The 22,054-nt window shown below is 62.8% G+C and carries 19 protein-coding genes and 1 pseudogene; 8 read left to right on the forward strand and 12 right to left on the reverse strand.

What is annotated here, in order from left to right:
* Positions 1 to 38: 38 nt before the first annotated feature.
* The 5 genes from nac to NLM33_RS42385 all read left to right on the forward strand — a co-directional run bounded on the left by nac (position 39) and on the right by NLM33_RS42385 (position 6,487).
* Positions 39 to 977, forward strand: coding sequence for a nitrogen assimilation transcriptional regulator NAC (gene nac / locus NLM33_RS42365; RefSeq protein WP_254104331.1), 939 nt, complete (start codon positions 39 to 41; stop codon positions 975 to 977).
* A 222-nt stretch (positions 978 to 1,199) separates the two neighbouring features.
* A complete protein-coding gene (locus NLM33_RS42370; RefSeq protein WP_254104332.1) occupies positions 1,200 to 3,266 on the forward strand; it encodes a hydantoinase/oxoprolinase family protein in 2,067 nt (688 codons plus the stop codon).
* 13 nt (positions 3,267 to 3,279) lie between these two features.
* Positions 3,280 to 4,962 (forward strand): hydantoinase B/oxoprolinase family protein, encoded by a 1,683-nt coding sequence (locus tag NLM33_RS42375; protein WP_254104333.1) that lies wholly within the window; start codon positions 3,280 to 3,282, stop codon positions 4,960 to 4,962.
* 7 nt (positions 4,963 to 4,969) lie between these two features.
* Complete coding sequence (locus NLM33_RS42380; protein WP_254104334.1) at positions 4,970 to 5,770, forward strand: SDR family NAD(P)-dependent oxidoreductase; 801 nt, start codon at positions 4,970 to 4,972, stop codon at positions 5,768 to 5,770.
* Positions 5,771 to 5,785: 15 nt separating this feature from the next.
* Positions 5,786 to 6,487, forward strand: a complete 702-nt coding sequence (locus tag NLM33_RS42385; protein WP_254104335.1) for an HpcH/HpaI aldolase/citrate lyase family protein — start codon at positions 5,786 to 5,788, stop codon at positions 6,485 to 6,487.
* A 266-nt stretch (positions 6,488 to 6,753) separates the two neighbouring features.
* Here NLM33_RS42385 and NLM33_RS42390 read toward each other — a convergent pair.
* The 10 genes and pseudogenes from NLM33_RS42390 to NLM33_RS42435 form a co-directional block, all read right to left on the reverse strand.
* Positions 6,754 to 6,936 (reverse strand): annotated as a pseudogene (locus tag NLM33_RS42390) (SDR family NAD(P)-dependent oxidoreductase); the annotation flags it as partial.
* 54 nt (positions 6,937 to 6,990) lie between these two features.
* Positions 6,991 to 7,773 carry a 3-hydroxybutyrate dehydrogenase gene (locus NLM33_RS42395; RefSeq protein ID WP_254104336.1) on the reverse strand — a complete coding sequence of 261 codons (783 nt, stop codon included), beginning with the start codon at positions 7,771 to 7,773 and terminating at the stop codon, positions 6,991 to 6,993.
* 40 nt (positions 7,774 to 7,813) lie between these two features.
* Positions 7,814 to 9,424 carry an MDR family MFS transporter gene (locus NLM33_RS42400; RefSeq protein WP_254104337.1) on the reverse strand — a complete coding sequence of 537 codons (1,611 nt, stop codon included), beginning with the start codon at positions 9,422 to 9,424 and terminating at the stop codon, positions 7,814 to 7,816.
* A 35-nt stretch (positions 9,425 to 9,459) separates the two neighbouring features.
* Positions 9,460 to 10,608 carry an HlyD family secretion protein gene (locus NLM33_RS42405; protein WP_254104338.1) on the reverse strand — a complete coding sequence of 383 codons (1,149 nt, stop codon included), beginning with the start codon at positions 10,606 to 10,608 and terminating at the stop codon, positions 9,460 to 9,462.
* Between the two features lie 32 nt (positions 10,609 to 10,640).
* A complete protein-coding gene (locus NLM33_RS42410; RefSeq protein ID WP_254104339.1) occupies positions 10,641 to 11,816 on the reverse strand; it encodes a patatin-like phospholipase family protein in 1,176 nt (391 codons plus the stop codon).
* Positions 11,810 to 12,646, reverse strand: a complete 837-nt coding sequence (locus tag NLM33_RS42415; RefSeq protein WP_254106146.1) for an acetoacetate decarboxylase — start codon at positions 12,644 to 12,646, stop codon at positions 11,810 to 11,812. The genes NLM33_RS42410 and NLM33_RS42415 overlap by 7 nt, the downstream gene beginning before the upstream one ends.
* A gap of 78 nt (positions 12,647 to 12,724) precedes the next feature.
* Complete coding sequence (locus NLM33_RS42420; protein ID WP_254104340.1) at positions 12,725 to 13,930, reverse strand: NAD(P)/FAD-dependent oxidoreductase; 1,206 nt, start codon at positions 13,928 to 13,930, stop codon at positions 12,725 to 12,727.
* Between the two features lie 110 nt (positions 13,931 to 14,040).
* Positions 14,041 to 14,337 carry a hypothetical protein gene (locus tag NLM33_RS42425; protein ID WP_254104341.1) on the reverse strand — a complete coding sequence of 99 codons (297 nt, stop codon included), beginning with the start codon at positions 14,335 to 14,337 and terminating at the stop codon, positions 14,041 to 14,043.
* A 99-nt stretch (positions 14,338 to 14,436) separates the two neighbouring features.
* Complete coding sequence (locus tag NLM33_RS42430; protein WP_254104342.1) at positions 14,437 to 15,387, reverse strand: AraC family transcriptional regulator; 951 nt, start codon at positions 15,385 to 15,387, stop codon at positions 14,437 to 14,439.
* A gap of 51 nt (positions 15,388 to 15,438) precedes the next feature.
* Positions 15,439 to 16,389 (reverse strand): AraC family transcriptional regulator, encoded by a 951-nt coding sequence (locus NLM33_RS42435; RefSeq protein ID WP_254104343.1) that lies wholly within the window; start codon positions 16,387 to 16,389, stop codon positions 15,439 to 15,441.
* 493 nt (positions 16,390 to 16,882) lie between these two features.
* Between NLM33_RS42435 and NLM33_RS42440 the strand changes: the two genes are divergently transcribed.
* Together NLM33_RS42440 and NLM33_RS42445 are read left to right on the forward strand one after the other, a co-directional pair.
* Positions 16,883 to 17,812, forward strand: a complete 930-nt coding sequence (locus NLM33_RS42440; protein WP_254104344.1) for an AraC family transcriptional regulator — start codon at positions 16,883 to 16,885, stop codon at positions 17,810 to 17,812.
* A 12-nt stretch (positions 17,813 to 17,824) separates the two neighbouring features.
* A complete protein-coding gene (locus NLM33_RS42445; RefSeq protein WP_254104345.1) occupies positions 17,825 to 18,754 on the forward strand; it encodes a helix-turn-helix domain-containing protein in 930 nt (309 codons plus the stop codon).
* Positions 18,755 to 18,782: 28 nt separating this feature from the next.
* Here the strand turns inward: NLM33_RS42445 and NLM33_RS42450 are convergent, their stop codons facing one another.
* A complete protein-coding gene (locus NLM33_RS42450) occupies positions 18,783 to 19,700 on the reverse strand; it encodes a catalase family peroxidase (RefSeq protein WP_371930070.1) in 918 nt (305 codons plus the stop codon).
* A 353-nt stretch (positions 19,701 to 20,053) separates the two neighbouring features.
* Entirely contained in the window at positions 20,054 to 21,217 is a 1,164-nt protein-coding gene (locus NLM33_RS42455) for a branched-chain amino acid ABC transporter substrate-binding protein (protein WP_254104347.1), read from the reverse strand.
* A 178-nt stretch (positions 21,218 to 21,395) separates the two neighbouring features.
* Here NLM33_RS42455 and NLM33_RS42460 point away from each other — a divergent pair, with 178 nt between their 5' ends.
* Positions 21,396 to 22,052: a CGNR zinc finger domain-containing protein gene (locus NLM33_RS42460; protein WP_254104348.1), complete on the forward strand. Its 657-nt coding sequence runs from the start codon at positions 21,396 to 21,398 to the stop codon at positions 22,050 to 22,052.
* The last annotated feature ends 2 nt before the right edge of the window (positions 22,053 to 22,054 follow it).

Here is a 22,054-nt window from a genome sequence, read left to right on the forward strand (position 1 = left end):
CTGCCAAGTCGAGTTTTCAGGACCAGCGTTCGACACAGATGAGCGTCGATTTCAGGAAGCTGAAGAGCTTCGTTAAGGTCGTCGATGCCGGCAGCGTTTCGCGCGCCGCCGGCCTGTTGCGCACGGCGCAGCCCGCGCTCTCACAGCAGATCGCGGCGCTCGAAAGTCACTTCAAGCACAAGCTGCTCCTGCGCAGCAATCACGGGATCGTCCCGACCGAAGCCGGTCTCATTCTTTATCGTCATGCCCAGTTGCTGCTGAAGCAGATCGAGCAGGCGCAGATCGACATCGATCAATCGACCAAGGCGCTGGCCGGGCGGGTGTCGATCGGGCTTGCGACCTATTCGGCGTCGAGCACGCTGTCGCTGCCGATCCTGAAAGAAATGTCGACGCTGCACCCGCAGATCATCGTCCATATCAATGACAGTTTCGGTCATGTGCTGAGCGAGCTGATCATGACCGGCAAGATGGATATGGCCATGATCTACGGCTCCGGTCCGATCAAGGGCGTCAAGCTGCAGCCGCTGTTCCGCGAAGAGCTCTATCTCGTCTCCCGCGCGGGGCCGGCGGCGAAGAAGCCGACGGACGAGCCGCTGCCGCTGTCAGCGCTGGCCGATGTCAAGCTGTTGCTGCCGAGCCAGGGCCATTTCCTGCGTCGGCTGATCGACGAGTCGCTGGCGCGGGCACGGGTGACGCCGAACGTCGCTTCCGAGATCGAATCCGTCTCTGCGCTCGGCGCCGCCGTGACCGAGGGATTGGGCTCGACCATCCTGCCGGCTTCTGTCGCCGCCAGCGCGTCGAGCTTTGCGGGCGTGGAGGTGCGGCGGCTGGTTCGCCCCGCGATCGAAGCTACCGTCTCGTTGTGCGTATCCGACCATCTGCCGCTGTCGGAGCCCGCGCTTGCCACGCGCTCGGTGTTGCTGACCGTTGTCGAGAAGCTGATGCGCAGCCATCCGCAGGGCATTCGGGCGGTCTAAGCCACACGCCAGCAATTCAAAGCTGAGCACCGTCTTGCTCGACGGCTGCATCGTACCGGTTTCGTCAGGCCATAAACAAAACCTATGGCGGCAGACCGGAGTTGTGGTGGTCGGCCGCAACCGCATTTCCTACCGTCGAAGACGTCGTGGATTTGATCGCGCGATCAGCAGGCGATTTCGACGCACCAGCGTCGTCGTGAAGGCGACGCTTCGAGGAAACAGATGGCCAAGCTCGCATTCGATACCGGGGGAACCTTCACCGATTTCGCGCTGCTCGACGACAACGGCGAACTGCATCTCCACAAAGTTCTGAGCACACCCGCTAACCCAGCCGAGGCCGTGGTTCGCGGCGTTTCCGAACTGCTCGCGGAATTCGGCGACGTCGTCGATCTCGACAAGCTTCAGGTGCTCGGCGCGACCACCGTCGTCACCAATGCTGTGCTGGAGCGCAAGGGGGTCAAGACTGGCTTCATCTCGACCGCCGGCTTCCAGGACATGCTGCGCATCCGTAACGAAGGACGTTACGATCTCTACGATCTGAATTTGAAATATCCCGACCCTCTGGTGACGCGCGCGAACAGCTTTGGCGCCGTCGAGCGCATGTCGGCCGACGGCGAAGTCGTCACGGCGCTGGAGGAGAACACCGTCCGAGAGATCGCCGGCCGGTTGCGCGAGGAAGGCATCAAGTCCGTCGCGGTTTGCCTGCTGCACGCCTACAAATATCCGACCCATGAGCAACGCATCGCGGCGCTGCTGCGCGAAGAGGACCCCGATATTTTCGTCTCGTTGTCGTCTGAGGTCTGTCCGGAGGTTCGCGAGTTCGACCGTGCCTCGACCACCGTCGTCAACGCCTATACACGACCGCAGATGTCGGGCCACGTCGCCCATCTCGAACGCGAATTTGCCGCCAGGGGCATCCATCGCCAGGTACTCTGGATGACCTCGTCGGGCGGCCTCGTGCCAAGCAGCCGTGCCGCGGAGTTGCCGGTGCGCCTGATTGAGTCGGGGCCGGCCGCAGGTGCTGTCGCCGCCGCCGAATTCGGTCGCATCGCCGGCGAGGGCAGCGTGCTGTCCTTCGACATGGGCGGCACCACCGCAAAGCTGTGCCTGATCCCGAACGGTGAGCCGACGGTCGGTACCGACCTCGAAGTCGCGCACTATCAACGTTTCCGCAAGGGTTCGGGCTTTCCCTTGAAAATCCAGTCGATCCGGATGATCGAGATCGGCGCTGGCGGCGGCTCGATCGCGGCGAAGAATCCGCTGGGCTTGCTTGACGTCGGCCCGCGTTCGGCGGGCGCGTTGCCGGGGCCGGCCGCCTATCAGCGCGGCGGCACCGAGCCGACCGTGACGGACGCCGACATCCTGCTCGGCTATATGGGGACCGAATCCTTCGTCGGCGGCTCGTTCAAGGTGTCGAAGGATGCGGCGCTGGCCGCGATGACTAAGCTTGCTGCCTCGCTGGACGTGAGCGTGCCGCGCTGCGCTTTCGGCATCCACGATCTCGTCAACGAGTCCATGAGCAAGGCGGCAGCCGTGCATGCGACCGACCTTGGCGTCGATCCGCGCAGCCTGCCGATGGTCGCCTTTGGCGGTGCCGGTCCCGTGCATGCCTATGGTATCGCCCGCAAGCTCGGCATCAAGCGCATCATTTGCCCGACAGGCGCCGGCGTCACCTCGGCGATCGGGCTCTTGATCGCGCCGGTCGCGGTCGATCTGTCCGCGAGTTTCCCGATGCAGGTCGACAATTGGGATTTCACCGCGATGGATCGCCTGCTGGGCGATCTCGCGAGCCAGGGGGCTGAGGTCGTCCGCGCAGCCGGCGTTGCGCCGGAGACCATCACCAACAGCTACACGGTCGACATGCGTCACGTCGGTCAGGGTCACGAGATCACGGTCGCCCTACCGGATCGCAGCCTGCCGCCAAAGCAGTTTCATGAGGAGTTGCTCGGGAATTTTTACAAGCTCTATCGTGAATTGTTCGGCCGCACGGTCGCGGGCTCGTCTGTTGAGGTGATCACCTGGCGCCTGCGTTCCAGCGGCGAGAAGGATCAGGTAACCCGCCCGCACACGCGCCATGCCGCCGCGGCGCGGAAGGGCACCCGCCCGGTCTATTTCAGCGAAGCGGGCGGCTTCGTCGAAACGCCGGTCTACGATCACTACAAACTGACGGTCGGCGAGGCGATCGAGGGACCGGCAATCGTCGAACAGCGGGAATCGACCGCAGTCGTCGGACCGAGCGGCACGGCTCACGTCGACATCAATGGCAATCTTGTGATCAACATCGCCTAAGGACCACGTTCCCATGTCCGTGAACGCTGCCGATTTCAACGATCCGATCAACCTGCAGGTGATGTGGAATCGATTGATCTTCATCGCCGATCAGGCCGACATCGTGCTCGGCCGCACCGCGTTCTCGCCGATCGTGCGCGAGAACCACGATTATGTGACCGTGCTGCTCGACAGCCGCGGTCGCGCGCTGGCGCAATGCACCTGGTCGATCCCGGTGTTCATCACCTCACTGCCGGTGGCCGCGCAGAAATACTTCCTGCCGAAGTTTCCGGCCGAAACGTTGCAAGAGGGCGACGTGCTCGCCACCAATGATCCGGAGATCGGGACCGGTCATCTGCCCGACGTGACCATGATCACGCCGATCTTCAAGAACGGCAAGGTCGTGGCCTATGCCGGCTCGATCGCGCATCTGCCCGATATCGGCGGCGCTCCTTTGCACTCCGAAGCCAGCGATATTTTCGAGGAGGGCATCCGCTTTCCGATCGTGAAGCTGCACAAGGCCGGCGTTCCCAACCAGGACGTCCTCGATATCATCGCCGCCTCCGTTCGTCTGCCGACCGAGGTGATGGGCGATCTCGAATCCATGATTGCGGCCAACAACGTCATGGGCCGCGAACTGGTTAAGTTCCTCGACGAGTATGATCTCGACAGCATCGACGAACTGGCCGACGCGATCCACACACGCTCCGAAGCACAGACACGTCGCGCAATCCAGCAATGGCCGAACGGGACCTACAGCGCTGAGGTCCTGCTCGACGGCTACGACACCGACGTGACGCTCAAGGCCGCCGTGATCGTCCGCGACGAGTCCATTCACGTCGACTACACCGGAACATCAGAGCAGATCCTTCACTCGATCAATTGCCGCACCAACTATCGCTACGCCCATTCGGTCTACGCGCTGAAATGTTTGCTCGACCCGGACACGCCCAACAACGAAGGCTGCATCACGCCGATCACGGACGAGGCGCCGCTGGGCTCGATCCTCAATCCGGAGCAATGGACGGCGGGTAATTCGCGTAACCTGATCGGGCATGTGATTCCGTCGTTGATCTTCAAGGCGCTGGAAGGCGTAGTGCCGGACAAGGTGATGGGCGACAGCGGCGGGGCGCCGATCTGGGCCGCCAATTGTGTGGGACGGCGTGACGATGGATCGCAATATGGCTCGGTGCAGAATTTTCACGGCGGGCAGGGCGCACGCGCCGAGTTCGACGGTCTGGACACGCTGAGCTTCCCCTCCAATTGCCGGGTTACGGCGATCGAGATGTTCGAGATCGCAGTTCCCGCGCTCACCGAATGCAAGGAGTTGATTGCCGACTCCGGCGGCGCCGGCAAGAGCCGGGGCGGCCTCGGCCAGCGCGTCGTGCTGCGCAATCTCGGGCGCAACCCGATGAACATCTATCTGGCATCCGAACGCGTGCGCCATCCCTGTTTCGGCGTCGTAGGCGGCAAGTCGGGCAGCGCCGGCAAGGTTTACCGCAACGGCGAACCGCAATTTCCCAAGGGCAAGGTGGTGTTGAAGACGGGCGACCGTCTCGAGGTGGAGACGCCGGGCGGCGGCGGCTGGGGACGTACATCCGAGCGCGCCGCGACTTCGATCGAGCTCGACCTTGCCGAAGGCTTGATCACGCCCGCGGCGGCGAGGCAGATTTACGGCTATCAGCGCTCCAGCGTGGCGGCGACCGCCGCCGAATAGGGGAAACATGGGTCTGCTCGATGGAAAGATCGCGCTCGTCACCGGGGCCGGAACGGGGATCGGGCGCGAGACTGCGATCCTGCTCGCCAGGGAAGGCGCAACGGTCGTCCTGACCGGGCGGCGGATCGACCCGCTGTGGGATGTCGTGGCCGTGATCGAGAAGGCCGGCGGCAAGGCCGTCGCCCACGTGCTTGATGTAGCGTCGCGCGAGTCGATCCTGGAGACGGTTGCCTGGGCCAAGCGCAATCTCGGGGCGATCGACATCCTCGTCAACAATGCCGGCAGCGCGAGCCGGGTGCTCAACGCCCGCTTCATCAGCGAAGCCGAGTGGAACGCCACGGTGAATGTCAATCTCACCGCGGTGTTCAACCTGACCCAGGCCGTGCTCGAGGACATGATCGCCAGGAAGGAGGGCACGGTGATCACCGTCTCGTCGCTCGCGGTCGTCAATCCGAGCCTGCTCGGCGGCGCCGCCTACGGTGCGGCCAAGGCCGGCGTGAAGAATTTCATGACCTTCCTGCACAATACTTACCGCAACCAGGGTATCCGCGCGACGACCATCCTGCCCGGCGAAACCGACACCCCGATCATGGACAATCGCGCGCGGCCGCCGCTGGACGATGAACGCGCGGTGATGCTCAACCCCCACGACGTCGCCCGCGCGGTGCTGCTCTGCGCCAGCCTGCAGAAGGGTGCCATGATTCCCGAGTTGCACATCTGCCCGACCTTCATGCGAGATACGTCCGCCGATATCGAAGCGGCTCGTTGGGTCGGCGCGCCGGAAGGCCTGAAGGACAAGAACAGCTAGAGAAGAGGATCTCCCATGAACGGAGCCAAATTGCGCGAGCGCCTTGCCAAGGGCGAGGCGATCGCGATGCTCACGCCGCACCACGCCTCGTCTGGACTGGCGGCCCGCCTGGTGGAACTCGGAGCCGATGCGATCTTCGTCGATTGCGAGCACGGCACCTGGAGTTTTGAAGATGTTCGCGTGACGGCTCAGGCCATCCGCGGCGCAGGCGGCGCGGCCATCGTTCGCCCGCATTCACATGAACGACCGATCCTGATCCGCTATCTTAATGCCGGCGCGGATGGGCTGATGGTGCCGATGGTCGATACCGCCGAGCAGGCCCGCGCGATCGTTGATGCCGTGCGCTATGCGTGCCCCGCCGACCATCAGAAACGGCTCGTCATTGCCATGATCGAGACGCCCAAGGCGATCGATGATATCGATGAACTTCTCGCAGTGGAGGGGATCGACGTATTCTTCATCGGCCCGGGCGACCTGTCTCAGAACATGGGTTATCCGCCGGCCCCGCCGTTCGGGCAATCGCGTCCGCAGGCGGTCATCGAGCGGGTGGCGTTCGCGGTGGGCCGGATTCGTGCAGCCGGCAAGGTCGCCGGAACGCTGGTGACCTCGGACGAGTTGCCGCTCTGGCTGGAGCACGGCGTCAAATATTTCTACGTCCATTCGGATCCGTTCCTGCGCGTCGGTCTGGCTGGCATCAAGAAAGTGCTTGGGCGGTAAAATCCAGCAGCGCACGCGGATGTAGCAAGATCATCAATATCGCCCGGGCGGGTAAGAACTCGCTTGGACGTTGCCAGAGATCCATACGCGCAACATAGACACGCGGCGCATACTCACATTGCAGAACGAGTATTAACCCAAGGAAATTTCCCGAGCCAGATATCGAGAATAGCTCTTATACTCGCTGTGCGGGTGGCCTGTGCACTCTCGCTCTCGTGTGCGTGACGTTTGCACCACGAACGACTGCGATTTCGCACGCCAGCTTATTCCGCGGTGTTCGGATCGGCGATGTCCCCGGCAATCGCCAGGACATCCGGATCAGACGGCTCTCTGATCGAGCGCGAATTCGCAACGACACGAAAATTGCGATCGCGATATGCCCTGACCAAGGCCTCGCCGATACCCTGCGACGCGCCGGTGATGATAGCGACTTTCTGCTCTGCATCCATGATGGCCTCCATGTTTCGGTTGGAGCGGCGCGCGCCGCTGCGGTGGTCGCTTGACTACTGCGCGGTCCAGCCGCCATCGACGGAGATTGCTGTGCCCGTGATCTGGTCTGCCGCAGGCGAACAGAGGAAAGCCACGGTGCCGCCAAGCTGCGAGGGGGAGACAAAATCCAGAGACGGTTGCTTCTCGGCCAAAAGCTCCTTGGCCGCTTCCCTCTGATCTATGCCCCTTTGCGCGGCGATGTCGCTGATCTGCTTTTCGACCAAAGGGGTTCTCACCCAGCCCGGGCAGACCGCGTTGCAAGTGACGCCGCTGCCGGCCGTCTCCAGACCAACCACTTTGGTCAGGCCCACCAGCCCGTGTTTGGCCGCAACGTAGGCGGCCTTATGTGACGACGCGACGAGGCCGTGCGTGGAAGCGATGTTGACGATCCGTCCCCAACGTTGCCTCCTCATCTGAGGCACTGCCGCGGCAATGCCGTGGAACGCAGCGGACAGATTGATGTCGAGGATTGCATTCCATTTGGCGGCAGGAAAGTCCTCCACCGGGGCGGTGAACTGGATGCCGGCATTGTTCACCAGGATGTCAATGCGTCCGAATCTCTCGACTATCGCGGCGATCAATCCGCGCACGGCATCGGCTTTTGACATGTCGGCGCCGTCGTAGACGACGCGCACGCCGTGCTCACGTTCGATACCAGTGCGGATCGCCTCAATCTCGCGAGCGTCGCCCAAGCCGTTCAACACCAGACCGGCGCCGAGCTTGGCTAGCTCTTTCGCGATGCCCAGTCCGATGCCGCTGGTCGATCCGGTGACGATTGCTACTTTTCCCTTCAGCATGGGGCTTCCCTTCGATGTTTGAGACAAAACAGAAAGACGGTCAGTGGGCGCCGCCGGCGTCGAGGCGGTCGGGTTTGGTCAGCATGAGCGCTGCGGCCAGGGCGACGATCTGCGACACGCCGAGCAGATAGAAGGTGTCGCTGAAGCCGAGGATCAAGGCCTGCTTCTGGATGACCCTGCCAATCGCAACATAGGCGTGATGGACGGCGTCGGAGCGGTCGATCACCCCGTGGCTCATGAAATACTGCATGAGCTGATCGAGCCGGGTGCGGGTGGCCTGCTCGAACAGCGTGACCTGCTGCGACAGAACGTTGGAGTGATACTGCTCGCGCTTGGTCAGCAGTGTTTGTAGCGCGGCGATGCCGATCGCGCCGCCGAGATTGCGCATCATGTTGAACAAAGCTGACGCCGACCCTGCATTCTCCGCTTCCATTCCCGCGGTCGCAACGCTTGATAGCGGCGCGAAGACGAGGGCTTGGCCAAACGCGCGGATGACGTTCGGCCAGAAAAGCTGATCGGCCGCATAGTCGTTGGTCATGTGGATGTTCAGAAAATTGGAACCGCCAAACAGCACAAAGCCGACCCCGATCACGAGGCGCGGATCGAATCGCTTCATCAGGCGAGGGACCAGCGGGATCAGCACGAGCTGCGGCAGGCCAGTCCAGGCCAGCACCATGCCGATCTGCTCGGAGTTGTAGCCCTGGATGCGCGACAGATAGACCGGCAAGACGTAGACCGAGCCATACAGCGATACGCCGAGCAAGAAGTTTGCAAGCACGCCGAAGCCGAAATTGCGGCGAAACAGGATCCGCAAGTTGAGCAGGGGCTTCTTGGTGGTTAGCTCGATTGCGAGGAACAGCGTCAGCGCGATTGCCGCGATCACGGCTAGGCGAACGATGAGGGGCGAGCCGAACCAGTCGTCCTTGTTGCCTTCCTCAAGAACTGTCTGAAGAGCGGCGAGCCCGACCGCCATGGTGATGATGCCGGCCCAGTCGCCTTCAGCGAGCAGCGACAGCTTCATGGGCGTCGCTTCCAGCGAGAAGAACAGCATGGCGATCATGATCGCGCCGGGCACGACGTTGACATAGAAGATGTATTCCCAGCCGAAGTTTTGGGTGAGATAGCCACCGATGGTCGGACCGATCGCCGGTGCGAATGTCGCGGAGATGGCGAACATCGCCAGCCCGATCGGCTGCTTCGCCTTCGGTAAGAGCGTGATGATGAGCGTGAACGCCATCGGGATCAGAACGCCGCCGGTAAAACCCTGTATTGCGCGGAGCACGATCATCTGGGGTAGGTCTTGCGCGAGCGCGCACGCCGCCGAGAACACCAGGAAGAGGAACGCATTGGTGAGAAGATAGATGCGGACCGAGAACACCTGGGCAAGCCAGCCGCTCAAGGGGATCACCACGATCTCGGCGATCAGGTAGGAGGTCGAGATCCAGCCGCCGTCATCGATGCCGGCACCGATACCGCCCTGAATGTCGGCAAGCGAGGCATTGACGATCTGGATGTTGAGCACCGCCATGAAGGCGCCCAGCGTGGCCCCGATCACCGCGAGCCAGGTTCTTGAGGAGACAGCGGCAGCAGCGGCCGACAGCGGAGCTTCGCTGGCAGGAGAGGCATTGATGGCTGTTTGCAGTGTGGTCATGGCTGTCTCCTGGCGTGCAAGAGAGGACGCGTTGTTCAACTTCGGGGCTTGCCTCTACGCGTCGCGAGCTGCTTTTCGGCGGCGCGCTCGGCGACGACAGTCGACTTGGTATTGATGGTCGGCACCGCCGACATGCCTGGGCGCAGGAGACCATTCAGGCTCTGGTCGTCGAGCACGACCTTCACCGGCACGCGCTGTACGATCTTGGTGAAGTTGCCCGTGGCGTTGTCGGGCGGCAGCAGCGCAAATTCCAGGCCGCTCGCCGGCGACAGGCTGTCGACATGGCCCTTCAGCCTGGTCGAATGGAAGCTGTCGACCCGCAGTTCGACCGGCTGGCCATTGCGCACATGCGTGAGCTGTGTCTCCTTGAAATTGGCGACCACATAGACTTGATCGAGCGGCACCACCGCCATCAGTTGCGTTCCGGCCTGCACATACTGGCCGACGCGGAGTGTCCGCGCCCCAACCGTGCCGTCGACCGGCGCCGTGATCTGGGTGTACGAGAGGTTCAGAGCGGCTTGCTGTTCGACCGCGCGTGCGTGATCGAGTTGCGCGATTGCTTGCGAGCGTTGCGATGAGAGCACCTCGACCTTCTTGTTGGCGGCGAGCAGTCCCGCCTTGCCCTGCTGAAGCTGTGCCGTCTGCGAACGCAGCGCTGCGTCGGTCTGCTGGGCCCGTTGGATCGTCCCCGAGCCCGATTTCATGAGGTCGTCGTAGCGGGCGCGCTCCTGCTGCGCGAACTTCAGAGTGGCTTCGGTTGCCTCGACCTCGGCCGCCTGCTGCTGAATGAGCGGCTGCTGCAATTCGATCTGCGTGTCCAGGTTCTTGACCGCGGCCTGGGAAGCCACAACGTCGGCGTTGGCCTGGTTCAACGCGGTCTTGAAGTCGCGGTCGTCGATCCGTGCCAAAATCTGACCAGCCTTCACCGGCTCGTTGTCGGCGACGAGCACTTCGGCGATGTAGCCGGAAACTTTCGGGGCGATGATCGTGGAATCGGCTTTGACATAGGCGTCATCGGTCATTTCCAGGTAGCGGCCGGTCGTGACATAGTAGTGGCCGAAGGCGGCAGCTCCGGCGACGCCGAGGGCCGCGGCGAATGCGAGCGCTGCCCGACGGATCGCCCGACGCGACGGAGAGAGAGAGGTTTTGGCGTTCTGTTCAGGGGCATAAGACAAAGTCGACATTGCATTCTCCGAACCTGCGGGGGCGTTAGGTCTCAATCGCGGCGGTGGACGTCATGCGTGACGATGCCGAGCTCGGGAGCTGGCGGGTCCAGGCGACGTGGGTCGGCTAGCGTGCGGCGGATATCGTCCAGTCCGCTCTGCCAGTGCGCGCGCATCGCGCTCAGCCCGAACTCGTAGTCCTTTGACTGGCCCTCGTAGATCTTGGACTGGTAGATGAGATGGATGATGTTGTAGGCGCGATGACGGGCCATATCTGCGATGGCGCGGATTTCCGGATCCTGCCTTGCCCTTTCCGGCAACTCCTGGATCGCCCGCTGCAACGCCTGACGCATCTTCTGCATGCGCAGCGCCTGGTCGGTGATGGCGCGCGTGCGGCTCGAATATTGGATGTCCTTCTGGCGGCTCGACACCTCCATCATGTCGTGGGGAACGCGACCCCGGGCAGACCAGAGATCGACCTGAAATGTCAGCGTGTCACGCGGCTCGCTTGACAGCACGCGTGAGAGGGGGGTGTTCCAGACGACGCCGCCATCCCAATAATGCTCGCCTTCGATCTCGACGGCGGCGAAGCCCGGTGGCAACGCGCCGGAAGCCATGAAATGCTTCGGTCCCAGCTTATGTTCGGTCGTGTCAAAGTAGGTCAGGTTACCGGTGCGGACGTTGACTGCGCCGACGCTGACGCGCACCTCGCCCGCGTTTAGCCGATCGAAATCGACGAGCTTCTCCAGCGTCCGCTGCAACGGCGCGGTGTCGTAGAAGCTGGTCGCTGCATCGCCCGAAAAGGGCGACCAAAACGGCGACGGGAATCGGGGCTTGAAGAAGCCGGGCTGACCCTGGAATAGGGCCCTCATTGCCGCCATCGCATTGTGCAACGAGCGCATGTCGAACGCGAATGGCAGGGCGTCGGCCAACCCTTCGCCGGCGGGCCATCCCGCCGGACACGCACAGATGGTCTCCCAGAACTCGCGCAGCCGCTCGACCCGCTGGTCTTCCGGCGATCCGGCAATGATCGCCGCATTGAGCGCGCCGATCGAAATGCCGGCCAACCAGTTCGGCCGGATACCGGCTTCGTGCAGGCCCTCATACACTCCGGCTTGATAGGCTCCCAGAGCTCCGCCGCCCTGCAGCACCAGGGCGACGATGTCATATGGCAGCGGCGTGGACGCCTGCGGCACGGAACTGATTTGCTCGCGCATCACCTTCAGCATTTCAAACTCCCGATATTGCGGCTGATCCGATCAGCCTGCGTCGCTTCGATAAGGATCTCGGACCTGGTTTCGCGTCGTTGTGGGGTCACGCCCGGCGACAGGTAGTCGTGGACCACGGTGCCGAGTCCGAGCGTCAGGTCGGCTACGACGTGTTTGGCCGACAGCACTTGAAGGACCGGAAGTTCGGCGACGGGGGCGAGGGCGTGCGAATACAAGTCCAGCGCTGCCGGCCCGGTCCACGCGCCTTTCACGGTGATGTCTTCGAGGTGGTAGCGGACCAGCTCGCAGATGCGTACCGAGCCGTCGACATGTGGGATGATCTTGAGAAGGAAATTGGGCGCGGTGAGCTTCCTGGCCTCGGCTTCGGTGTCGAGGGCGCGGTGCTTGTAACCCATGGTGCCGGTCGCGATGCGAACCGAGCCATAGTTCAAGGTGCCGACCAGTGTATCGATCTCGACCGCGAGCTTCGGTTGCGCCAGCTTCTTGGGAAAGCCCCACAGCTCACGCCCGCCGGCGATGGGCGGATGATCATTGAGGAACATCTGATGGGTGAAGCTGCCGGCCAGACCTTGATAGGATACCGGGATGACCTGGCCACTTTCGGTGTAGTCGCCAAACCCCGTTGAATCCGGCATGCGGATGAACTCGTAATTCACCACCGGTTCGGTCAGCTCGAGCGGTGCCGGTACGATCCGGCGCAGCGCCTCGGGATCTGTCCGGTACTGGATGATGAAGTACTCGCGGTTGACGAAGCGGTAGGGGCCGGGTGGAAAAGCCGGGTTCGTCAACGGCATGGCGAACGCTGTGGTGCGCACGGTCTCGGGTTTCATCATGGTGAGCTCCAGTTTGGTCGATGGCGCGGGAGCCGCGCTTCTGCGTGGGAAGCGCGGCCGTATCGCGTGAGGCCTTCAGACTTCGGTGACGTGCTCCGGATCGGCCGACGCCAGCGCGGCAGCACGCTCGGCCCGCGGCGGGTAGATCCACACCGTGTTGATCTCGTGCTTGGTCTTCTTTGCAACCTCGCCGACGATCTCGACTTTCCGTTCCCAGCCCCGCGTGAAGAGCGCGCCGGCTTCGCCGAGGTCGAGGCACGTGACGTAGGCTTTCTGGTGATACGGCCTGGTCGGGACGCCCAAGAGCTCTGCGGCGGCATTGTTGCCCGCGAAGGCGCCCATCCTGGTGGCGTGCTGGCAGGACATCAACGCAAAGTTGCCGACATCGTCGCACGCTGCCTTTGCGGCATCGCCGGTGGCAAAGACGCCAGGCACCGACGTCACACGCAGATCCTGATCAACCAGCAGCCGGCCGAAATTGTCGCGCTCGGCGGGGATCTGCTGGGTCAATGGCGCGGCGCGAATACCTGCCGCCCAGACGACGGTTTCCGTTTCGATGCGTTCGCCATTTGAAAGCGTGACACCGGTTTCATCAAGCGAGGTGACACCGGCGCCGACCCGGGTCTCTACGCCGAGCTTGCGCAGGGCATCCTCGATGACGGGACGAGGGCCAGCGCCCATATCGGGAGCGATCGCACCGTTGCGTTCGACAATGATCACACGCGGCTTGGCATCCTTGCCGAGGATCGTACGAAGCCGCGCAGGCATCTCCGTCGCCGTTTCGATGCCGGTGAAGCCGCCGCCAGCAACGACGACGGTGTCGCGTCCGTTTCTTGCCGGCCGATCCGCCAGGCCGTGCAGATGCCGGTCGAGGGCAATCGCGTCGTCGAGCTGGTCGACGCTGAAGGCGTGTTCAGCAAGGCCGGGAATGTTCGGGCGGAAAAGCCGGCTGCCGGTGGCTACGACCAGGCGGTCATAGGAGAGCGTCTTTCGCGTGCCCTTGGCGGTAGCGACCTGCAGCATGCGGGACTTGGTATCGACCGTTTCGGCGCTGCCTTGCATGTAGACAACGTCGATGGACTTGAGGACATCCAATAGGGGCGCCGTCAGGGTTTCCGGCTTCGGCTCATAAAGCCGTGGGCGAACCACCAGTGTCGGCTCCGGCGCAACCAGCGCGATCTCGAGTTCGTCGGGCGAAGCGCCCTGGATGTCGCGGAGGCGTGCGGCGGAAAGTGCGGCGTACATGCCGGCAAAGCCGGCGCCTATGATGACTATTCGCATGTGATCTTCTCCTGTGGTTGATCTTCGGGCATAGGCGCGTCGCCGCCGCCGCTCCTGTTGCGGTTTCGTGTGGTCGACGACGCGAAGACGTGAAGCGAAAACGTTAGGTCTTAGGGGGAGGGGCAGCTCGGCGTCGATGCCGCCCGGAGCGGCCAGCCGCGGCGAAAGAAAACCGGCTCGGCGGCATTCGGGCTGCCCCAGTCAGCGTAGGGAAGCCGGGCGCCATCGTTGGTCATGATGGACATCGTCGGGTTAGTCCTCTGCAGGGACTGCGGCGGAATTTCCACCTCCTCGCCGGTTGCAGAGGTGAAGCGAACTGCCAACGAAAGTCCGTACACGATTGTCGTTGCGACGAGTCTCCGTTGCGGCGGGATTGCAAAGAGCTTGACGAAGGTCTTCGGGGTCATCGTTTGTCTCCGTCTTTGGAGCGTGGGCACCCTGATCATCTACCGGACCGGAGCTGCGGCCGCGCCAGCGCGATTGCGGCATCTGCAGAGCGATTGCTGCTACCGTAGGCGCCGTCTCCAATCGCTCGGGGTTTCGCCGGTCAGTTTCTTGAACGCCGCGGTGAATGCAGTTTGGGAAGCGTAGCCAAGCTGTGCGGCCACCGACGCGATCGACGCATCGGTATCGCGCAGCATGTTCATGGCTTGATCGAGCCGCTGCTGGCGCAGCCAGGCATGGGGTGAAAGCCCGGTACTTTCCTTGAAGGCGCGGCAGAAGTGGAAGCGCGAGAGCCCGGCGTCCGATGCGAGCGCAGCGAGCGACACGTCGGTATCGCTGTCCGAGCGCAGGCGTTCGACCGCGCGTCGCAAGGCATGGGGAGACAGCCCGCCCATGATCGGCTCGAACGTCGTTGGCACGCCGGTGTGCTCAGCCAGGATACGCGTGGCCAGGAGATCCGTCAGTTGCTGCCTGAACAGGAGATCCAGGGTCGCATTTCCCTCCAGCACATCCGCCGCACTCATCAGCAGCCCGGATACGACGGGGTCGGGATGACCGGTTCGTTCCAGAAGATCGCCGGGAGCGGGCGCGTTGGCTTCGCGGGCGATGCGTTCGAGCGCCGTATGCGGAAGATAAAGTTGGATGACATCGACAAAACCGGGAATATCCCATCTGGCGCTTGAACCGGCCGGAATGATCGTCACAACTCCGGAACGCGCCGTTCCAATCGCAACCGATTTCCCGGTGCGCCGCTCCAGGCGCTGAACGCCTGTCGGGTAAGTCATGATGACGTGGTCGGTCATGGGCTCGACCACGTCATGCAGAGCCCCATGCTTCCAATGCGCGATGGCGCCGTTGGAAGGGTCCGAAGCCAATTGGAGCGGTGCGGTCTTGAGGACGCGCGCCATCTCCACGTCGGCACGGCGCCGGTCGGCGACCGGCGAGTCGCTGTGGCGCGCATTGGGTGCGACGAGCAGAGCCTCCAAAGGATCGTGCAGGATCGGCTTGTTCATCGAGCTGTCCTCGCGTTCTGAAGGAACTTCGTTGACCGCAGGGAGACTTTGCTAACGCACGCGTCGCCGCCAATCGCTCGGCGTTTCCCCGGTCAATCGCCTGAACGCCGCGGCGAAGGCCGTCTGAGAGGCGTAGCCAAGCTCCACCGCCACCGACACGATCGATGCGTCAGTGTTGCGCAGCATGTTCATGGCCTGCTCCAGCCGGTGTTGCCGCAACCAGGCAAGAGGTGAGAGCCCAGTGCTCTCTTTGAAAGCGCGGCAGAAGTGGAAGCGCGATAGGCCGGCATCCGAAGCCAGGGCATCGAGGGAGACGTCCGCATCGCTGTCCGAACGCAAGCGTTCGATGGCACGGAGCAGGACCTTCGGCGAAAGCCCACCCATGGTCGGTTGGAACGTCGTTGGCGAACTGGTGTGCGCAGCCAGGAGACGCGTGGCCAAGAGGTTAGTCAGCTGATGCCTGAACAGCGCATCCAGTGCCCGATTGCCCTCCAGCACACCGGCCGCACTCAAGAGCAATCGGGATGTAATGGGGTCGGGATGCGCCGTTCGCTCCAGCAGATCGGTCGGTGTGCCGGTCTCGGCTTCCTCGGCAACGCGCTTCAGCGTTGCATGGGGAAGATAAAGCTGCACGACGTCAACAGGTTTCGGAATGTCCCATCGCGAGCTTGATCCTTCCGGAATGATGATCACGACCCCGGGACGAAACGTTCCACTTGCAACCGATCTTCCTGACCGCCGCTCCATGTGCTGCGTCACGCCGTTGTAAGCCATGATGACGTGGTGGCTCATGGGTTCGACGACGTCGTGCAATGGTTCATGCTTCCAGTGGGCGATCCCGGCACCGGAGGCGTCCAATGCCATGCGAAATGGCGTGGTGTGGAGCACACGCGCCATCTCTGCGTCGGCGGCACGCCGGTCGGAGACCGGCAAGTCGTTCTGGTGCGCGCTGGGCCTAACCGGCGGAGCCGTGGATGGATCGTGCGAGATCGGCTTGCTCATGACGGTGTACTCGCGTGGGGGGCTGGCACTCGCGTTGCTAGGCGTGACTTGCTGGCTGGCGAAGCCGATGCTTCGCGTGGTCCGTATCGATTGCCCGAGCGCCGCGAGCTCTCGGTGCGCGTTCTAGGCGCGGAGAACTACGGGTTCTTTCCTAAATCGGCGGTGCTTTGCCTGATTCTGCTTAAAGCCTCTGCGAGCGCTGGACACGGCTGGCGGCGTGGCCAACGCGACGAGGGACGGAAGCGCCACTGGCGTTCACAAACGCACGATGGAACCGCGCTGTGATTTGGACAAACCACGCCGAAAACGCGCAATTGCATTGAAATCGCTGTGAGAATTTTTCTGTCGCGAATTGATCGAGCCGCTGCTAACACAGCTACCCGTTCCACGAGGAAGTCTGGACGGTAGCTGCCCACCTCCGATAATGTGCCGCGATCTTGCGGGCGCGACGATGGCCCGCCCCATCCAACTCCACTGATAAGACTGACCTCATATGACACAAGCGGGCGTCTACGGAGAGAGGCTCGGGCGGCCCTTGTACTTGAAGGATGCGCCCTCGCTGATCACGCGCTCCTTGCGCAGCGCCGAGCTCGCGGTCACCGAAACCCGGAATGATGACCCCGTGCGCGATCTTTCGGGCTCGTTTCCCTCCGTGGATGCCTATCTTGTCAGCCTCAAGTTTCGCGATTACCCGGACTGCGAATGCTGGGAAGACGGGCGGTGCATCATCAAGACGGATGTCCGCGCCGGCGCAACGTATCTTTATGACCTGAAGCGCGATCCACGCTACGTAATTGACAAGCCGTTCCACTCCGTCTTTTTCTATCTGCCGCGCTCGGCGCTCGACGACATGGCCAAACAGAGCGGCGCTCCACGCGTTGATGAACTTGACTATCAGCCCGGCATTGGACACGACGACGCGGTCGTCCGTCATGTCGGGGCGTCGCTGTTGGAGGGGCTGCGTCGGCCGGCCGAGGCCAACCAGCTTTTCATCGATCACATGATGCTTGCGTTCACCGCGCATGTTGCCCAGGCCTATGGTGGGCTGAGGCGAGTCGGCGAACTGGCTCGCGGCGGTCTTGCGCCGTGGCAGGTGAAGCGAGCCTGCGAAAGGCTCGAGTCTGACCTCGGCGGGACTTTTTCACTGCAACAAATCGCGGCCGAGTTTGACCTCTCGGTCAGCCATTTTTCACGCGCGTTTCGAATCTCCACCGGACTGCCGCCGCATCAATGGCTGCTCAATCAGCGAGTGAAAGCGGCCAAGCAGTTGATGACTGTCCGCGATCTGCCCCTGGCCGAAATCGCAATTTCGGTCGGGTTTGCCAATCAAAGCCACTTCACGCGGGTATTCTCGGCCGCGGTCGGTGTTAGCCCAGGCGTGTGGCGCCGCGAAGCGAATGGTGCAACGGGAAACGAAACCTAAGGGACCACGCCCATGGCACAGGCGAGCACCTTCGGACTGAGGGTCAGGCAGCAGTTGCGCCTGAGGGATGCGCCGCCCTCGCTGATCACGCGCTCAATGCGTGGCGTCGATCTCGCGGTCACCGAAACCCAGGACGATAACCCCGTGCCGGGCCTTTCCGGCTCGGTGGCCGATGAGGCCTATCTGGTCAGCCTGAAGCTTCACAATTACCCGGACTGCGAACTCTGGGATCACGGCAAGTGCGTCACGAAGGCGGACGTCCGAGCCGGTACAACGTATCTGTACGATCTCAGGAGCGATCCGGGTTTTGTCATCAACAAGCCGTTTCATTCCCTCCAGTTTTATCTTCCACGTTCAGCGCTCGACGTCATCGCCAAAGAATCCCGCACACCGCGTGTTGGCGACCTCGCCTGTCAGTTCGGCTTCGGCCATGACGACAAGGTCATGCGTCATATCGGGGCATCGCTGTTGGAAGGGCTGAGTCGGCCGGCCGAAGCCAACCAGCTTTTCATCGATCACATGATGCTGGCGTTCACCGCGCACATCGCCCAGGCCTATGGCGGACTGCAGCGCATCACCGTATCGAGCCGCGGCGGTCTCGCGGCGTGGCAAGTGAAGCGCGCCTGCGAAAAACTGGAATCCGATCTCGGCGGGCAGCTTTCGTTGCGGCAGATCGCGGCCGAGTTCGGCCTCTCAGTCAGCCATTTTTCGCGTGCATTTCGGGTTTCGACCGGTTTGCCGCCGCACCAGTGGCTGCTTCATCAGCGCGTGAAGGCGGCCAAGCAGTTGATGACGGTGCGCGAGCTGCCGCTGGCCGAGATTGCACTATCGGCCGGATTCGCCAATCAAAGCCACTTTACGCGGGTGTTCTCGACCGTCGTCGGCGTCAGCCCAGGCGTGTGGCGCCGCGAAACACTAGGCGCGTCGGAAGACGAGACGTAGTCCGGGGTAGTCAAGGGGACTCGCCTGATCAACGACGCCTCGCAAACGAGATCGCGTAGGCGGCGCTGCGCGCCGCGAAGATCTCGTCAGGCGGATGACCGATGCCTTCGGCGAGATTTGCGGGATCGAAGAAGAAGGCGTCGCACGCTTCGTTCGGCTCGATGGCGGTGATAACGATTGTTCCCAACCGCAGCGCCTCTCGTCTGTCTTCGTCTGGCCAACGGATGGTCACGTCCATGGTGGGATCCCCGGGACGATCGAGCAGCGCCATCACGCTGAAGCGGGCATCGCCTGCGGCGATCCGATGTTCGAGATCTTCGTGCAGGAAATCCACAGACTTCGCCTTAGCCTCGTCCTCCGTCAGCGTGATGTCTCCGCCGACGGGCGTGACCTTGAACTTGATGAACCGAGTCTCCCCCATCGAATTCGTCGCGGGAAAGGCGTGCACGCCCCAGTAGGTTGTTCCCGCAAAGCTCGCCGGCAGCGGACCCGCGGCGATGTAATTAGCCTGGTGCAGCGTTTCGGGATTGGCGGCGGAGAATGCGTTGATTTTCTCCAGATCCGGCTTGCCGTCCGCTCCCGGAATGCCCGCGTTGAGGAACGCCAGCATCTGGTCGAGCGTCCTTGCATGATACACCGGAGCGCTCTGCGTGAGAATGTCGGACTGATTATCTACGTTTCCGAGCCTGAAGCTGAAGCCGCGCAACGCGAGCTTGTCAGTATCCGCCACTCCGGGATTGGCGCCGCCGACTGAGAAGCGCGCCAGCACCCGTGATGGTCTTGTGAAGCTCTTGGATTTCGTTATCTCCTCCGCCCGATCCGACGGGATATAGGCGCCATGGACGCACTGGCCCTTGGCAAAGCTCGCGCGCACCTTTGGCGAATCGCCGGCTATCGCTTTTAGGGCGTCGACGATCGATGCGGGCGTGGCAGTGCCGCTCGGCACATAGCGGGATCTTGGGTTTGACACTGCAACGGTCTAGCGAACCTTGTGCTCCGCTGCCCCAGAGCGATTGCGGCACTTGCAGAGCAATTGCTGCGATTGGCGCGTCGCTTTGATGCAGTTGGGAAAATTCTCTCGTGAAATCAATGGCAGTAGCATGTCGCTTGAACCAGCGGGTTCCAGGTTCGAGCTCTGGTGCGCCCAGGCCGCTGCCGTCGCAAGTCAATCACGACGTTGCCCTCGGGCTGTGCGCAGCAGATCAGCACATTGCCCTCTGCCTTTGGATCGACGGGCGCCCAACGGCTGCCACTGACCCAAGCTCCGTAACGGGGAGGAGGAGCGCGCGGCAACGATCCTCATTCGCCGATCTGATCGATCGGCTTGAAATGGTCGCCCTCGACCGTATTGACGAAGATCACGGCGGACTTGTTGTCGCCCTTCTCGGTCCATTGCACCGGCCTCGCATAGGCGATGCCCTGGAAAGTCAGCTTGCGAAGCGCCGCCACGACGTCAGCACGCGTCGGCACACCTTCCTTCGCCTTGGCGGCATCAGCGATCGCAACCATCAGCACGCGCGCCGAATCGTAGGAGCTTGCCGCATAGTTGTTGATCGGCCCGTACTTCGCCGTGTAATTCGCGCCGAACTCGGCGCTGCCGGGAACGGTCCCGATCGCGGGCGCGGCGGAGAGAATGCGAACACCTTCCGCTTTCGTAGCGGCGCCTTCGGATGCCTGAATGAATGCCTTGGTGTCCCAGCAGCCGTCCCCGCAGGTGAACAGTTGCGTCAATCCTTCTGCACGCATCTCTTTCAGGATCAGCGCTCCTTCGCGTATGCCGGCAAAGAACACCACGTCAAAATCCTTTGGCCACGACTTGACGAAATCGGCAAAATCCTTCTCGCCCACCTTCACCGATTTGCGCGCCACAACAGTGCCGCCGCTGCCAAAACCGGCGACGAACTGATCGGCCAGTCCGACGCCATAGGGCGTGCCGTCGTCGACCACGAGCGCGCGCTTCTTGCCCATCTTCTCGATGAGATAGTGCGCCAGACCCGGCCCCTTCCTGTCGTCGCGGTTGGTCAGTCGGAAGATGGTGGCAAAGCCGCTCTCCGTCACTTTCGGGTTCGACGCCATCGGCGTGATCACCGCAAGCGAGCAGTCGGCGTAGATCTGCCCCGTCGCGACGGCAACGCCGCTGTTGACGTGGCCGACCACGCCGAGAATGGACGGATCATCGCAAAAGCCCTTGGCCACCGCCTTTCCGGCTTCGGGGTCGGCCTTGTCGTCGACCGCTATGGCCAAAACCTTGGCGCCGGTGATGCCGCCGGCCGCGTTGCGCTCATCGACGGCGAGGTCGACGGCCTGTTTCATCTCGATGCCGAAACCGGCCGAGGTCGTCGTGAGCGGCCCGCCAATGCCGATCTTGACTTCCTTGCCGCCCAACTGCGCGGCGGCGGGGGCCGCGACCGCCAGGGCAAGAACGGACACAAGCAAGGGGAGAGCGCCGCGACAACCGGTCATGGTAACCTCCAAATTACGTTTTGCAGGTCACAGGCTGTCACGCCCCCCGCTACCAGTCAACAATCGATAGAAGGTTACGGCTTCCCCTTGCGCCGCCGCGCGAAAACGCCTGAGATAGGCGGCTTTGTCGCGCCGCGGATCAGCACGCGGGCTCCTACATGCAGTTTGATGGTTACACATGAGCGCCCACAGCCGGACCAGAACCGTCCTCCCGCCCTCACGCGCCGGCAGCCTCGATCTGGTCGGCGGGGAACTGGCATGGGATTTCACCAACACGTCGTCGGCGCGTGGCTTGCCGGCCCACCAGGAGCATTTGAGGGATTTCGACACGCTGATGCAGTGGGTCGAACACGCCCGCGTCATGCCGCCCTCCGACTGCGCCTACATACGCTCCACGCTGTCGGGCCATCCGCGCCGGGCGCACCGCGCCTTCGAACGCGCGATCGAGATGCGCGAGCTGATCTGGACGATCGGCACCGCGCTTGCCGAGCAGCGGCCGGTCTCGGCCAGGCTGCTCGACCTGCTCTCAGCCGCGCACGCCGCGAATTTACGCCACGCCGAGATGCGGATGCGTCTCGGCAGCTACATCTGGGTGTTTGATCCGCGTCGCGACATCGAAGCGGCGATCCTGGGTCCGATCACGCTGTCGGCCCTGACATTGCTCATGGAAAAGGACCTCTTGCGCACCAGGCGCTGCGCAGGCCAGGAATGCGGCTGGCTATTCTTCGATACAACCAAGAACAACGGCCGCCGCTGGTGCGAAATGCGCGTCTGCGGCAATCGTGCCAAGGTGCGGGCCGCCCGCGACAGGCAGAGACGCGCGCGAAAGGGGTGATC

The sequence above is a fragment of the Bradyrhizobium sp. CCGUVB1N3 genome (assembly GCF_024199925.1).
GTDB lineage: Bacteria > Pseudomonadota > Alphaproteobacteria > Rhizobiales > Xanthobacteraceae > Bradyrhizobium.

Coding starts and splice junctions, on each gene's coding strand:
- nac (WP_254104331.1), top strand. CDS start 39: ATGAGCGTCGATTTCAGGAAGCTGAAGAGCTTCGTTAAGGTCGTCGAT.
- NLM33_RS42370 (WP_254104332.1), top strand. CDS start 1,200: ATGGCCAAGCTCGCATTCGATACCGGGGGAACCTTCACCGATTTCGCG.
- NLM33_RS42375 (WP_254104333.1), top strand. CDS start 3,280: ATGTCCGTGAACGCTGCCGATTTCAACGATCCGATCAACCTGCAGGTG.
- NLM33_RS42380 (WP_254104334.1), top strand. CDS start 4,970: ATGGGTCTGCTCGATGGAAAGATCGCGCTCGTCACCGGGGCCGGAACG.
- NLM33_RS42385 (WP_254104335.1), top strand. CDS start 5,786: ATGAACGGAGCCAAATTGCGCGAGCGCCTTGCCAAGGGCGAGGCGATC.
- NLM33_RS42395 (WP_254104336.1), bottom strand. CDS start 7,773: ATGCTGAAGGGAAAAGTAGCAATCGTCACCGGATCGACCAGCGGCATC.
- NLM33_RS42400 (WP_254104337.1), bottom strand. CDS start 9,424: ATGACCACACTGCAAACAGCCATCAATGCCTCTCCTGCCAGCGAAGCT.
- NLM33_RS42405 (WP_254104338.1), bottom strand. CDS start 10,608: ATGTCGACTTTGTCTTATGCCCCTGAACAGAACGCCAAAACCTCTCTC.
- NLM33_RS42410 (WP_254104339.1), bottom strand. CDS start 11,816: ATGCTGAAGGTGATGCGCGAGCAAATCAGTTCCGTGCCGCAGGCGTCC.
- NLM33_RS42415 (WP_254106146.1), bottom strand. CDS start 12,646: ATGAAACCCGAGACCGTGCGCACCACAGCGTTCGCCATGCCGTTGACG.
- NLM33_RS42420 (WP_254104340.1), bottom strand. CDS start 13,930: ATGCGAATAGTCATCATAGGCGCCGGCTTTGCCGGCATGTACGCCGCA.
- NLM33_RS42425 (WP_254104341.1), bottom strand. CDS start 14,337: ATGACCCCGAAGACCTTCGTCAAGCTCTTTGCAATCCCGCCGCAACGG.
- NLM33_RS42430 (WP_254104342.1), bottom strand. CDS start 15,387: ATGAACAAGCCGATCCTGCACGATCCTTTGGAGGCTCTGCTCGTCGCA.
- NLM33_RS42435 (WP_254104343.1), bottom strand. CDS start 16,389: ATGAGCAAGCCGATCTCGCACGATCCATCCACGGCTCCGCCGGTTAGG.
- NLM33_RS42440 (WP_254104344.1), top strand. CDS start 16,883: ATGACACAAGCGGGCGTCTACGGAGAGAGGCTCGGGCGGCCCTTGTAC.
- NLM33_RS42445 (WP_254104345.1), top strand. CDS start 17,825: ATGGCACAGGCGAGCACCTTCGGACTGAGGGTCAGGCAGCAGTTGCGC.
- NLM33_RS42455 (WP_254104347.1), bottom strand. CDS start 21,217: ATGACCGGTTGTCGCGGCGCTCTCCCCTTGCTTGTGTCCGTTCTTGCC.
- NLM33_RS42460 (WP_254104348.1), top strand. CDS start 21,396: ATGAGCGCCCACAGCCGGACCAGAACCGTCCTCCCGCCCTCACGCGCC.